General features: G+C 41.9%; 9 protein-coding genes. All 9 read left to right on the forward strand.

The window, feature by feature from the left end; translation table 11 throughout:
* The first annotated feature begins 104 nt into the window (after positions 1-104).
* Positions 105-2,558 carry a glycosyl hydrolase family 95 catalytic domain-containing protein gene (locus tag HCX49_RS03975; RefSeq protein WP_206368208.1) on the forward strand — a complete coding sequence of 818 codons (2,454 nt, stop codon included), beginning with the start codon at positions 105-107 and terminating at the stop codon, positions 2,556-2,558.
* An 82-nt stretch (positions 2,559-2,640) separates the two neighbouring features.
* A complete protein-coding gene (locus tag HCX49_RS03980; protein WP_168126236.1) occupies positions 2,641-4,122 on the forward strand; it encodes a xylulokinase in 1,482 nt (493 codons plus the stop codon).
* Between the two features lie 6 nt (positions 4,123-4,128).
* Positions 4,129-5,457, forward strand: coding sequence for a xylose isomerase (gene xylA / locus HCX49_RS03985; protein WP_168126237.1), 1,329 nt, complete (start codon positions 4,129-4,131; stop codon positions 5,455-5,457).
* A 236-nt stretch (positions 5,458-5,693) separates the two neighbouring features.
* Positions 5,694-7,547 (forward strand): sialate O-acetylesterase, encoded by a 1,854-nt coding sequence (locus tag HCX49_RS03990; protein ID WP_206368210.1) that lies wholly within the window; start codon positions 5,694-5,696, stop codon positions 7,545-7,547.
* Positions 7,548-7,609: 62 nt separating this feature from the next.
* A complete protein-coding gene (locus HCX49_RS03995) occupies positions 7,610-9,715 on the forward strand; it encodes a hypothetical protein (protein WP_206368212.1) in 2,106 nt (701 codons plus the stop codon).
* Positions 9,716-9,749: 34 nt separating this feature from the next.
* A complete protein-coding gene (locus HCX49_RS04000) occupies positions 9,750-11,333 on the forward strand; it encodes a glycoside hydrolase 43 family protein (protein WP_168126238.1) in 1,584 nt (527 codons plus the stop codon).
* 413 nt (positions 11,334-11,746) lie between these two features.
* Positions 11,747-13,159, forward strand: coding sequence for an MFS transporter (locus HCX49_RS04005; protein ID WP_021189557.1), 1,413 nt, complete (start codon positions 11,747-11,749; stop codon positions 13,157-13,159).
* Positions 13,160-13,169: 10 nt separating this feature from the next.
* Complete coding sequence (locus HCX49_RS04010) at positions 13,170-14,324, forward strand: endo-1,4-beta-xylanase (RefSeq protein WP_168126239.1); 1,155 nt, start codon at positions 13,170-13,172, stop codon at positions 14,322-14,324.
* Positions 14,325-14,336: 12 nt separating this feature from the next.
* Complete coding sequence (locus HCX49_RS04015; protein ID WP_168126240.1) at positions 14,337-15,308, forward strand: glycoside hydrolase family 43 protein; 972 nt, start codon at positions 14,337-14,339, stop codon at positions 15,306-15,308.
* The last annotated feature ends 40 nt before the right edge of the window (positions 15,309-15,348 follow it).

Raw genomic sequence — 15,348 nt, forward strand, 5'->3', positions numbered from 1 at the left:
TTTTGAATATGTATGTAGGCTATTTGGTTCCTGAAACAGGGTTATAAGTTGACCAATACAGGCTAATCAATGTATAAAATAATAAGTAGAGGAAACAAAATAGCATGATGAGATTGATGGTTGCTAAATTATTTACGATCATAGGGATAGTAAAGCTGTCGATATTCGGCTGTGTTGCATATGCGCAGCATAAAAGCTCACTAAAATTGTGGTATGATCAACCTGTCGTTGATCAGATCTGGGAACAGGCATTACCGATCGGGAATGGGCGTTTGGGAGCGATGGTGTATGGTATTCCGGAGCGTGAAGAATTACAGCTTAACGAAGAAACGATTTATGCCGGGGGACCATACCGCAATGATAATCCGAATGCGTTAAACGCACTTCCTCAAATTCAGCAATTGATCTTTGCTGGTAAAACAGAGGCGGCCGATCGCTTAACAAATCAATCATTTTTTACCAAAACCCATGGCATGCCCTATCAGACGGCGGGCAGTGTTATATTAAATTTTCCTGATCATAAACATTATCAGCATTATTACCGCGAACTGGATCTCGAAAAAGCTGTCGTGCAGTCACGCTATACGGTAGATGGTGTCACCTATACGCGTCAAGTGTTTTCTTCTTTTGCTGATGATGTGATTGTAATGGAAATAACCGCTAGTAAAAAGGGTGCTTTAAATTTTGATCTCGAATATGCAAATCCCTCCGAGTGCAAGGTTTATAAATCTGGTCAAAGCCTAATTTTAGAAGGCAGCGGGACATCGCATGAGGGTATTGAGGGAAAAATCAGGTATCAAAAGCATACGGCTGTTAAAAATAAGGACGGCCGTGTCACGCTCACGGATAATAAACTGACCGTATCGGGCGCGACATCGGTCGTGATCTATATGGCTGTTGCTACAAATTTTGTGAATTACAAAACAGTTGATCAGAATGCAGGTGTTAAAGCAGCCAGTACATTAGCACTGGCTCAAAAGAAAGCTTTTCAAACGGCATTGAAACAGCATATCGCGATGTACAGCAAGCAATTCGCACGTTTCAAATTAGATCTGGGTCAAACAGCTGGACAAGAAAATCTGACGACTACTAAACGGATTGAAAGTTTCAAAACGACACAAGATCCAGCTTTGGTGGCGTTATTGGTGCAGTTTGGACGGTATTTATTGATCTGCTCTTCTCAGCCTGGTGGACAGCCTGCTAATTTGCAGGGGATCTGGAATAGATCGATGAACCCGCCATGGGATAGCAAATATACGGTCAATATTAACACCGAAATGAACTACTGGCCAGCGGAGGTTACTAATCTTTCAGAAACGCATGAGCCACTTTTTCAGCTTATTAAAGAGTTGAGCGAGAGTGGTCGAGAAACTGCACGGGTACTCTATGGTGCTGATGGATGGGTTACGCACCATAACACAGATCTCTGGCGGGTGACCAGTCCAATTGATTTTGCGGCAGCAGGTATGTGGCCGACAGGCGGAACATGGCTAACGCAGCATTTATGGGAGCACTATTTATACACCGGTGATCAGAAGTTTCTTACTGAAGTGTATCCTGTCATGAAAGGAGCGGCCGATTTTATTCTTTCTATATTGATTGCACATCCTAAGCATAAAGACTGGCTGGTCATTGCACCCTCCATATCTCCCGAGCACGGGCCGATCTCTGCGGGGGTTACCATGGACAATCAACTGGCTTTCGATATCCTTACACGTACGGCATTAGCGAGCGAGATTGTCGATCAAGATGCCGCTTATCAAGCGAAATTAATAAAAGCCGCTCGAAAGCTTCCGCCTATGCAAGTAGGCCGATATGCGCAATTGCAAGAGTGGCTGGAAGATCTTGATGATCCTAAAAGTGACCATCGGCATGTATCGCACATGTATGGCCTGTATCCGGGAAACCAAATATCGGCGTATCGGACGCCCCAATTATTTGAGGCTGCTGCTAATTCATTGCAGTATCGAGGTGATTTTGCGACAGGTTGGTCCATCGGGTGGAAGATCAATCTATGGGCACGTTTGCTCGATGGGAATAAAGCGTATCAGATCATTGACAATATGTTGACTTTAGCGAATCATAAAAATCCGGATGGACGGACTTATCCCAATATGTTTACAGCCCATCCACCTTTTCAGATTGATGGAAATTTTGGTTTGAGTGCAGGAGTTGCTGAAATGCTGCTACAGAGCCATGACAGAGCGGTGCATATCCTGCCTGCTTTATCGGAATTATGGAGCGATGGCGCTGTCTCGGGTATTGTAGCTAGAGGTGGATTTACTGTTGATATGAACTGGAAAGATGGTCAGATTCGGAACATTGCTGTTACCTCAAAAATTGGCGGAAATCTACGTTTACGATCCTACTGGCCACTAAAAGGTAAGGGGTTGAAGAGAGCAGCTGGTGAAAACGAAAATAGTCTGTTAAACCCCATAGCTGGAAAAGAAGCTCTTGTGTCATCACAAGCGACTTTGAAAGGGAAGCATTTGAGACCAATCTTTGAGTACGATATGGCTACTCAAAGAGGAGAAAAGTATGTTTTTAACGCACAGTAATTGCTTTAAAAGCATGTGAAAAGATAATGTTGACGAACAATAGGGAATAAAGAGACCAAAAAAAATATTAGAAAAATAGGATATGTTATTATTAGGAATAGATTTAGGGACTTCCTCTATTAAAGTTTCGGTTATTGATGCACAGACCAATAGGAGAATCGTGTCTACACAGTACCCCGATAGCGAAGCTGCAATTATTTCGGAACAGCAGGGCTGGGCGGAGCAAGATCCCAATCTGTGGTGGAAGCATACAAAATTGGCGATAAAAAAGCTTAACAGTACAGGACTTTATAATCCGAAGTATATCGGTGCCATTGGAATTGCTTATCAAATGCATGGCCTCGTGATCGTAGACAAGGATCAACGACCACTGCGTAATGCCATTATCTGGTGCGATAGTCGAGCTGTTGCAATAGGCGATCAGGCAATCTCAGATCTGTCCGCTTCTGGTTTTTTGGCCTCACATCTCAATTCTCCAGGAAATTTCACCGCTTCAAAGTTAGCCTGGGTGAAACACAATGAACCCGAACTGTATGCGAGGATACATAAATTCATGCTACCGGGTGATTATTTGAGCATGTGTTTAACAGGTGAAATTAATTCTAATATCAGTTCTATATCGGAAGGAATCTTCTGGGATTTTAAGAACAATAGGATCTCGGAGACCTTACTTGATTATTATGGTATTGATCAGGATTTAGTTCCGGATATTTTACCTGTTTTCTCAAACTATGGACTGATCAAACCCGAAGTAGCGGATGAACTGAACCTTTCCAGAGATGCTTTCGTGAGTTATAAAGCCGGTGATCAGCCTAATAATGCACTTTCTTTGAATGTATTTGAACCCGGAGAAGTGGCTGCGACTGCTGGTACATCGGGTGTTATATATGCGGTTACGGATCAACTGGTGTATGATCAGGAGTCTCGTGTCAATACATTTGCGCATGTCAACCATAATTCTTCGCAGACAAGCTTAGGAGTGCTGCTCTGTATAAATGGTACCGGTATCCAAAATAGCTGGATGAAAAAAATAACGGCACTGGGCAATGACTATGTACAGATCAATCAATTGGCGTCTAATATCGCCATAGGTTCTGATGGTATCACGGTTTTGCCTTTTGGCAATGGTGCCGAAAGAATGTTAAAAAATAGGATGGTGCATGCCCATATCGAAAATATTGATTTTGTACGTCACGACGAAGCGCACCTGTGGCGTGCCGCTCAAGAAGGAATAGCTTTCTCTTTTCGCTACGGTCTGGATATTTTGAGGCAGAATGGAATAGAACCAAAAGTAATCCGTGCCGGACATGCCAATTTATTTTTAAGCCCCGTATTTCAGCAGTCTTTTGCTGGGGTGACACAGGTAGAAGTCGAGCTTTATGATAATGATGGAAGTGTGGGGGCAGCGCTGGGAGCTGGAATCGGAGCAGAGATATTTGCTTCTCGGAAAGAAGCATTTGCCGGATTGGAGAAACATGCGATCATTGAACCTTCACATATCACTTTATATGATGAGCTGTATGAGAAATGGAAAGATAGTTTAAATAGGAAATTGTTAAATTAATAAAAAATGGAAGTATTATTAGGAAATCAGGAGTATTTCAAAAACATTGGACAGATAAAATATGAAGGGGTAGATTCGGATAATCCACTCGCATTTAGATGGTATGATGCAAATCGTGTGGTAGCAGGAAAAACGATGGCCGAGCATCTAAGATTTGCATGTGCTTACTGGCATTCGTTTAATGGGAATGGATCGGATCCGTTTGGAGGACCGACACAGTTTTTTCCATGGGATGCCAAACCTACGATCATAGACCGGGCAAAAGATAAAATGGATGCCGCATTTGAATTTATGACGAAAATGCAATTGCCCTACTATTGTTTTCACGATGTCGATCTGGTTGATTATACCGATAATGTGGTTGAAAATGAACGAAACATGGAGCGTATCGTGGATTATGCCAAGGAAAAGCAAACACAGAGCGGTATCAAATTGCTCTGGGGAACTGCTAACCTGTTTAGCCATCACCGTTATATGAACGGTGCTTCAACCAATCCTGATTTTCATGTACTGGCGCATGGTGGTGCACAGGTAAAAGCCGCTATTGATGCTACGATTGCCCTTGGGGGTGAAAACTACGTGTTCTGGGGGGGACGTGAAGGATATATGTCGCTCCTGAATACAGATATGAAAAGAGAGCAGGACCATCTGGCCCGTTTTTTACATCTGGCTAAAGATTATGCCCGTAAAAATGGTTTCAAGGGTTCGTTCTTTATTGAACCTAAACCCTGCGAGCCTTCTAAGCATCAGTATGATTTTGATGCGGCAACGGTAATTGGCTTTTTGAGAAAGTATGATCTATTGGATGATTTTCAGTTAAACCTGGAAGTGAACCATGCTACTCTGGCAGGACATACTTTTCAGCATGAATTGCAAGTTGCTGCAGATGCGGGGCTTTTAGGGTCTATCGATGCTAACCGTGGTGATTATCAAAATGGCTGGGATACCGACCAATTTCCAAACGATCTGAATGAACTGACCGAATCGCTGTTAATTATTTTAGAAGCTGGTGGTTTAAAAGGCGGCGGTGTCAATTTTGATGCTAAGATCCGCAGAAATTCAACGGATCCTGCCGACCTGTTTTATGCCCATGTCGGTGGAATGGACAATTTTGCTCGAGCTTTGGTCATTGCAGATAATATTCTTCAGAAATCTGATTATAAAAAAATACGTTCAGAGCGCTATGCTAGTTTTGATACTGGTGCCGGTGCTGATTTTGAGCAAGGAAAATTGACTTTAGAAGATCTCCGGAACTTTGCTGCTGAAAATGGTGAACCTAAACTTATTAGCGGTAAGCAGGAATATTTAGAGAATTTAATTAACCGTTTTATTTAACCCGTTTTAATAATTGTTTTTTTTTCGTTTTAGTTATGGGAAGGGCTTCTGCTCTTTTCATAACTTATTTTAATTTTATCAAGTCCATAACCAATTGACCTGTTATTCCTGTCATAAGATGCAGAGCGATGCGCAATCATCGCAATCTTAACACATCCGATGAGATAATAAGCATATGGAGGGGAAGAAACTTAAAACCGCGATTTTTTTATACAAGGAAAATATATAATTGTTCTATGAGAATTATTGCCATTCTGTTCAGCTTTTTTATTTACCAGCATGTCGTTGCCAAGATCAGGCTTCCGGCTTTAATCAGCGATCGTATGGTACTGCAACGCGATGTGGATCTGAAATTGTGGGGCTGGGCAGACAGTGGCGAGAAAGTGACCATCCGTTTTCAGGGAAAAATTTACCATACACAACCTGATGCTGCTGGCAAATGGTCTGTGAGCCTGCCTCCGCAGCAAGCTGGTGGACCGTTTCTCATGGAAATTAATGAATTTGTGATTCGGGATATTCTTATTGGCGATGTCTGGCTGGCCTCAGGACAGTCTAATATGGAAACCCCTATAATGCGTTTAGTGGATCGGTATCCCGAGATCAATGTGTCCAATAATCACATGATACGCTATTATAAAGTACCGACACAGGAAGTGATACAGGAAAAAGAGGAGATTGCTTCGGACGCAAAATGGTACTCAGCGACAGCTACTGATGTGATCAATTGGACCGCTTTAGCCTATTTTTATGCGCAGGAAGCATACCACCACACGGGGGTTCCTGTAGGTATGTTGGTGGTCAGTAAAGGTGGCAGTACCATTCAAAGTTGGATTAATCAAGCGCATTTAAAAGAATTTCCAGCTTTGACCGTCAATAAAGATGCATTAGCTGTTCTAGAAAATGCGGCGGTAGATCAGGGGGCCAATAAATGGTACCATGCAGATTGGGACGATCGTGACTGGAAAATAGCAACGGTGCCAAGCCGCTGGAATGAAACAGGTCTGGATGTTAAAGGTACGGTCTGGTACCGTAAAGATTTTAATTTACCTCCTGATATGGAGGGCAAGCATGCTAAACTTTACTTAGGAACAATGGTCGATCGTGATTCTGTCTTTGTGAACGGCATATTTGTGGGCACTACTTCTTATTTCTATCCTCCCCGCAAATATGATATTCCTGCAGGAATTTTGAAATCGGGAAAAAATAATATCACCATCCGTTTAACAGCTCATGCCATTGATGGCGGCTTTATTCCTGATAAGCCATACCGAATGAGCAGTGATGAAATAGAAGTAGACCTTAGGGGAGAATGGAAATATAAAGTTGGCCAAGATTTAAATGTATTGGAGCAGGCAAAAAAACAGCTTCCAAATCTGGAAACCATGGGGTCGATGCTTTACAATGGTATGCTCTATCCATTGCGCGACTATGAGGTGAAAGGGGTGATCTGGTATCAAGGGGAAAGTAATGCAGGAGATCCTAATTATGGGAAGTATTTAAAAGCACTGATCGCAAATTGGCGGACAACATTTCAAAAAGTTGAACTTCCTTTTTTACTTGTGCAGCTCCCTAATTATGCTCCGAAATCTGTCAAGCCACCAGTTGAAAGTGGTTGGGCCCGCGTTCGGGAAGCACAATTGCAAACCGCATTGGAAGTATCTAAAACGGCCTTGACAGTAACTTATGATCTGGGCGAATGGAATGATATTCACCCATTAAATAAAAAAGATCTTGCCTACCGTTTGTTTTTGCAAGCGCGTCGATTGGTCTATGGAGAACAGGTGGTTAGTGAAGGTCCGCTTTATAAAAATATGAAGATCGATGGAAACAAGATTGTTTTGTTTTTCCATCAAAGTGCAGGCGGTTTAAAGAGTCGTGAACATCGTTTAAAACATTTCGCCATAGCTGGCGAAGATAAGGCCTACGTGTGGGCAGATGCAGTTATTCAAGGTAATACGGTCATTGTGAGCAGTAATGAAGTTCCGAACCCTGTAGCCGTTCGTTATGCCTGGAGTGATAATCCGGAAGAAGCAAATCTTCAAAACAAGGAAGGATTACTTGCCTCGCCATTTCGTACTGACAATTGGTAGTGAGCTGTGGGGTAGCGGGGCGATGCATGCGGGGGTAATCAATAATATAGCAGAGAAAAATTATGAATAAAACTAAATTTATGTTTAAGAAAAAGTCAGTCTTACTGTTCTGTGCAGGTCTGTTTGCCCTATCGGCAACCGATGTGATGGCACAGCATAATGCGATAAAAAGTAATCAGACACAAAAGTTTGTTCACAAAGGTGCGGGTAATCCCTATTTGCCACTTTGGGAGCATTTACCGGATGGTGAACCTCGCGTCTTTGAGGATCCTGATCATCCAGGAAAATACCGTGCTTATATCATCGGGTCGCATGATCTACGGTTCGACAGTTATTGTGGACCTGATATCCGGATGTGGTCTGCACCTGTAGATGATCTGTCCAGCTGGAGAGATGATGGACCTATTTTCACTTACGAAACTGGTGGGCAATGGGATGTCATGTATGCACCGGACTTAGTTGAAGTAAAAAGAAAGGATGGCCGCAAAGAATATTATCTCTATCCGCACAGTCGGGGAGAACACCGCGAGGCTATGGTGGTGAAAGGAGATCGTCCTGATGGACCTTTTAAACCGATCAATTTGACGGAAGATGGTACACGTACGTTGCCTGGAAGCGTGATTGGATTTGATCCGGCTATATTTGTGGAGCAAATAACAGATCGGAATGATCCTGATTTTGAAATCGGTTTTAGAGCTTATGCCTACTGGGGTTTTCAACGCTCTTTGGCGGCTCAATTAGATCAAAATACCATGTACACGGTGAGACCCGGAACAAAAATAATCGACCGTTTTATTCCCGCAAGCGCAAGTTATGGTGTGTTAAGGGATCCAAAGGGTACGGAATATGCGCATGTTGTACAAGGAGAGGATTTGGGATCTTTTAATTTCTTTGAAGCTTCTTCCATCCGGAAAGTGGGCAATAAGTATGTGTCGGTATATAGTGGATATTCGGGGCCTGAATACGGTGTCGGAAGTTCGAACTCTACCTTGCGCTACCTGATTGGTGATTCGCCTTTGGGACCCTGGAAGAGCGGGGGTGTGCTGGTCGATTCGCGTGGACCGGTCCTTAATCAGGATGGTACAGCGATAGAAACGAGTAATGCGGGGCATAATACGCATGGCAGTATCGAGGAAATTAATGGGCAATGGTATGTTTTTTACCATAGACCGCCAAGAGGATTTGGATTTGCGCGTCAGGCAGTAGTCGCTCCGGTTATCATCGATTGGGATGAAAAACCAGTCGCACAAGGTGGGTCGGTACGCATCAGGGCTTATGATCCGTATGCCGAAAATAAAATGGTGACGGTTAAGGATAGTCAGGGTAAAGAATATAAGGGTGCAGAAGTGACTTCTGAGGGCTTCCATATTTTTGGACTCGATCCTTATCAATACTATTCAGCGGGATATACGGCCCACCTTTCTGATATCAGTACCATGCAAGATTCTTGGGATATATGGGATAATCATATGCCGGTTACAAATCTCAGAAATGGGAGTGTTGTCGGTTTTAAATATTTTGGTTTTGGGGGTCTGAAGCAGGATCAATTTGGACTGAAAGCTTTTGAAGGAACAAAAGAAGGAAACAATACCATGTTTAACCTGTTTATAACTCCAAAATCTAAAAAGTCCTTTAAAGTTAATGTTTGGATGGATGGTCCTTATGATAATGCCACTTGGAAGGGTCAGAAAATAGGGGAAATTGTCGTTCCGGAGAATGCTGCGGGTGAAACGGCAGCATTTAAAATTGATGTTTCCAAATATGTTGATCATCTGGATAAAAAGCATGCGATATACCTGGTTGCGGAAGGGGAAGATCATGAATTCCTGTTTGACTTCATCGGTCTGGGATTTAGTTCAAAGAAACATAAAATTGATCGTCCAATCGTGCCTCAAGTGCGTATCGCTGTCAACGGCAAAGCGCTGGAAATACCGGCTGTACCTGTCCGCTCTACCAATGCAAATGGCATTGTTGACTATGGTCAGTATGAGATTAAAAGTAAAATTTCATCGCAACAAGCAGCTGCACCGGTTGTGACGGCATCTTCGGATAATCCGGCTGTTAAAATTACCATTAATCAAGCAACATCATCTTCGGGAGCTTGTCGGGTAACATTTAACTACAACGGTGTGTCCAAGATTTATAATGTTATATTTACTGCTGATTAAGTCTCTAGATAAACCTAAAAAATAGATAAGTATTATGAAAATTCATGTAACAGGTATATACAGATCATCGTATTGGGTTTTACTTTTGTTTTTATTTATAAATCCAATTTATGGACAGCAAAAGGATCAGAAAGCAAAAAATCCGATCATCTTTGCCGATGTTCCGGATCTGTCGATGATCCGTGTAGGTGATACTTATTATATGAGCAGTACGACCATGCATATGAACCCGGGCTTGCCGCTCATGAAATCCAAAGACTTAGTTAACTGGGAAATGATCGGTTATGGACATCATACTCTTGCTGCTATTGATGAGCTGAATCTGGATCATAACCAAAGTACGTATGGTCGGGGATCATGGGCAAGTAGTTTACGCTTTCATCAAGGAACCTATTATGTCAGCACATTTGCACAGACTACGGGCAAGACTTATATCTATTCGACTCAGGATATCGAAAAAGGACCTTGGGAGCGAAAGGAGTTTAAGCCTGCTTTGCATGACCATAGCCTATTTTTTGAAGGGGATAAAATCTATATGATATGGGGTGGCGGTAAGATCTATATGGTTGAACTGCTGCCCGATTTATCTGGAATAAAACCCGAGACGCAACGTGTCTTAATTGAAAACGCAACCTTACCGACAACACCTGCGGGTGTGCAGGGTGGCCTTCCGGCCGAAGGCTCTCAATTTTTTAAAGTAAATGGCAAATACTATCTGTTTAACATTTCCTGGCCTCCCGGTGGGATGCGGTCTGTGATTGTGCACCGTGCAGATAAAATAGATGGACCATATGAGGGGCGGGTGGTTTTGCAGGATCAAGGTGTAGCGCAGGGGGGATTGATTGATATGCCAAATGGTGCCTGGTATGCTTATCTTTTTCAGGATTATGGTGCTGTTGGAAGGATCCCATATCTTGTTCCTGTTACGTGGAAAGCGGGCTGGCCGGTACTGGGTGTGGATGGTAAAGTACCCGAAGTACTGGATCTTCCAGCCAGCAGGGGATTGATCCCGCATCTCGTTAATTCGGATGATTTTGACCGTAAAGCGGGAGAACCGGATTTACCGCTGGTATGGCAATGGAACCACAATCCTGTTGCGCAGTTATGGTCTGTAAGTGAAAATAAAGGAAACCTGAGGTTAAAGACTGGACGTGTAGATCCGCATTTTTTGCAGGCAAGAAACACCTTGACACAGCGCACCTTTGGTCCCACTTGTGAGGGTGAGACTGCAATCGATGTTTCTGCTATGAAAGATGGCGATTTTGCAGGTTTATCTTTACTGCAGCAAAACTTTGGCTTGCTAGGCATACGCATGGAAGGCGGTCAACATTTTTTAGTGAACAGCAATGCTAAGAAAGGAATCGAAGAAGAGCTGGTACGTATCCCGTTGGATCAGCAGAAAGTTTACCTAAAGGTGAAATGTGATTTTACCAATAAAAGAGATGTTGCTACTTTTTTCTATAGCCTGAATGGTGAAAAATGGGAACCCATAGGAACGGAATTTAAAATGACCTATACCATACCACATTTTATGGGCTATCGATTCGGATTATTTAATTATGCGACTAAAAATGTGGGTGGATTTGTGGATTTTGACTATTTCCACATCCGGCCCTAATTTTTTAACGGTCTTAGGACTTTACGGATTTTATAGCTGTATGTCCTTGCTTTATAAAATAAGCGATTCATCAATCCCCTACGTTATAAGACGTAGGGGATTGATTTTTTAGTGGACATCTGTTCAAAATGTAGGGATGAAACCTACACCATCTAAATTTTTAGTAAAGGGGGTTGTTTTTCCAAAAAACTTTCTTTTTAGCCATTTTCGGCCACCATTTAAACATTTTTATCTATTAATAACACATATGTATCATGTGCTAAATCGTCGTACTTGTAATTTTACAATTGTCATCATGAACTTGTGATACTGAACACATCGATAATCTTAAACATTATTGGTGGACCTAAAAAATATCAGGTATGCTTCAGCAGCTGCATGATGCATAAAAACCAATTATTTACAAGACAAAAATGAAAACTGAAACGCAAACTACAGGCGAACAGAAAGGTTTCTATAAACTTTCGTCGTTGCAACGAATAGGATTTGGATCAGGTGATCTGGCGCAAAACCTGATTTACCAAACGGTATCCATGTATCTGCTTATTTTTTACACGAATGTATTTGGGATATCTGCAACAGCGGCGGGAATTATGTTTCTCGTGGTTCGTGTTATTGACGTGATATGGGATCCAATTGTGGGTGCATTTGTTGATAAAAAGAATCCTAAAATGGGAAAATACCGGTCTTATTTAATTCTAGGCGGTATCCCATTAACTGGATTTGCCATACTCTGTTTTTGGAATGGATTTTCTGGATCATTACTCTATGCCTATATAACCTATGTTGGATTATCTATGATTTATACCTTGATCAATGTACCGTATGGCGCACTAAATGCATCGCTGACGCGCGATACGGATGAAGTAACAAAACTGACGTCGACCCGTATGTTTATGGCGAATATGGGTGGTCTGGCAGTAGGATATGGGGTACCTATACTGGTTCAATATCTTTCGCCAAATGGAAAGATCAATTCTCCCGCATCTGCGCAAGCTTGGTTTATTACAATGACGCTCTATGCTATCGCGGGCTTATTGTTATTGGTTTTCTGTTATACGCAAACTAAGGAACGTGTTGTCATGGATGTGAAAGAAACCGAAAATGTAAAAGTTTCGGATCTGTGGACAGCATTTAAACATAATGGACCTTTGCGCATATTGGCATTCTTCTTTATCACTGCATTTGCCATGATGGCGATCGGAAATGCTGCGGGCTCATATTATATGATCTATAATGTCCAAGCACCAGAAATGCTTCCTTATTTTATGGCATTAGGATCTATTCCAGCCTTTATTTTTATGCCACTGGTGCCTGCGATAAAGCGTGCGATAGGTAAAAAGCAACTGTTTTATGTGTTCTTAACAATCGCCATATTAGGAATGATCATGCTTTATATTATTTCTGTCATACCCGCTTTAAGGAGTCAGGTTTGGTTGGTGTTAGTGGCACAATTTATTAAATCCACAGGCATCATAGTAGCTACAGGATATATGTGGGCATTGGTACCCGAAGTGATTTCCTATGGCGAGCATGCGACAGGAAAACGGATTTCAGGTATCGTGAATGCTTTGACCGGTATTTTTTATAAAGCAGGTATGGCCCTGGGGGGCGTCGTACCAGGTCTCGTGCTTGCATATGTCGGTTTTGATAAAGACAATACCGTTACGCAATCGTCTTTTGCCGAGCAGGGTATCCTTTGGTTGGTGGTTGTTATACCTGCTATTTTATTACTGGTAGCCATGTTCATTATTTCAAAATATGAATTGGACGATGCGGTGATCGATAAAATAAATCATGAAATAGAATCAAGACACAAGAATTAAATCGTTAAAAATGAATAAAGTAAAGATCGTTTTTTTTGCAGGCATCGCTACATTGGGTTTGGCATGCACCTCGACTAAATCACAACAGGTAACGGGTGATCGAACCATTGAAGACCAAGTTATATTGAAGCATGCTTTCAAGGATAAATTTTATATCGGTACAGCTTTGAATCTGGAACAAATATGGGAACGCAATGCCGCCGCTATTTCGGTGGTAAAAGCTCAATTTAATTCCATCGTGGCCGAAAACTGTATGAAAAGTATGTACCTGCAACCCCGGGAAGGGGAGTTTAATTTTAAAGATGCAGATCGTTTTGTCGCATTGGGAGAGCAGCATGGCATGCATATCATCGGGCATACCTTAATGTGGCATTCGCAGACGCCAACCTGGTTCTTTATCGATGATAAAGGGAAGGATGTCTCGCGTGAAGTTTTGATTGAGAGGATGCGCAAACATATCCATACCGTGGTTGGACGCTATAAAGGACGTGTTCATGGCTGGGATGTGGTCAATGAGGCTGTGCTGGATAATGGTGAACTGCGGAAAAGTAAGTTTTACAATATCATCGGTAAAGATTTTATTAAGCTTGCTTTTCAATTTGCGCAAGAGGCAGATCCTAATGCCGAATTCTACTACAATGATTACTCAACAGCTATTCCTGCTAAACGAAATGGAATTATGAAGCTGGTCAAAGAGGTGCTCGATTCGGGTGTCCGTGTTGATGCTATTGGTATGCAAGAACATAATGGATTAGATAATCCTGCTCTAAGTGAAGTGGAAAAGACAATTGTCGATTTTGCTAGTTTAGGGACAAAAGTGATGGTGACGGAAATGGATATTTCTGTATTGCCTCATGTAAATCCCAATATGGGAGCAGAAATCAGTGAAACATATCAGTATAAAAATGAATTAAATCCATATAAAGAAGGTTTGCCGGATGCTATAGCGAAAGCTTTAGCTAGCCGTTACAAGGATTTTTTTAAATTATATCTAAAACATGACGATAAAATAACGCGTGTAACGGTGTGGGGGGTAGGTGATGGTGATTCGTGGAAAAATGGATGGCCAGTTCCCGGACGGACGGACTATCCTTTGTTATTTGACCGGGAGTATAAACCTAAACCTTTTGTCAAGGATTTAATTGAATTAGCAAAACAAAAATAACCCTATAATTTTATGAATAAAGGACGATATTTAGTACCCAATGATTTTATGGCTGATCCGTCGGCACATGTTTTTGAGAATAAAATTTACATATATCCTTCGCATGACTGGGAAAGTGGTATTCTGGAAAATGATCATGGCGATCATTTTGATATGAAAGATTACCATGTTTTTTCTATGGATGATATGGATGCCGAGGCGGTCGATCATGGCAAAGTATTGGACGTAGCAGATATTCCGTGGGGTGGAAGACAGCTCTGGGATTCGGATGTGGCGACAAAAAATGGTAAATATTATCTTTATTTTTCATTAAAAGACCAGACCGATGTCTTTAGGCTTGGAGTAGCGGTAAGTGATACCCCATATGGTCCTTTTATTCCGGAGGAGAATCCGATCAAAGGAAGTTATAGTATAGATCCCTGTGCTTTTCAAGATGATGATGGTAGCCATTATCTGTATTTCGGGGGAATATGGGGCGGGCAGCTTCAATATTACAGAAATAACAAAATGACTTATCCCATGGATTTGCCGCACTGGCATGATCTGGCGCTATGTCCAAAAGTTGTAAAACTAACGGAGGATATGTTGCAATTTGATGAAGAACCAAAAGATCTTGTTATTTTGGATCAAGAAGGTAACCCTCTTAAACAGGGAGATCTAGACCGCCGTTTTTTTGAGGCTTCCTGGATGCATAAATATGGCGACAAGTATTATTTCTCGTATTCTACCGGTGATACGCATTTATTGTGTTATGCAATAGGGGATAATCCTTATGGTCCATTTACCTATCAAGGTGTGATTCTGACTCCGGTGGTTGGTTGGACCACTCACCATAGTATACTGCAATTTAAAGAGAAATGGTATTTGTTTTATCATGACTGTGTGCCCTCTGGCGGTAAAACATGGCTGCGGAGTATGAAAGTAGTCGAGCTTGAATATGATGAAAAGGGATTAATCAAGACGATGGATGGGCAAGAATGCTGAACTTGAGGAACTTTTGTAGCCTAACCAATTATAAACCTGA

The sequence above is a fragment of the Sphingobacterium sp. B16(2022) genome (assembly GCF_012030425.1).
GTDB lineage: Bacteria > Bacteroidota > Bacteroidia > Sphingobacteriales > Sphingobacteriaceae > Sphingobacterium > Sphingobacterium anhuiense.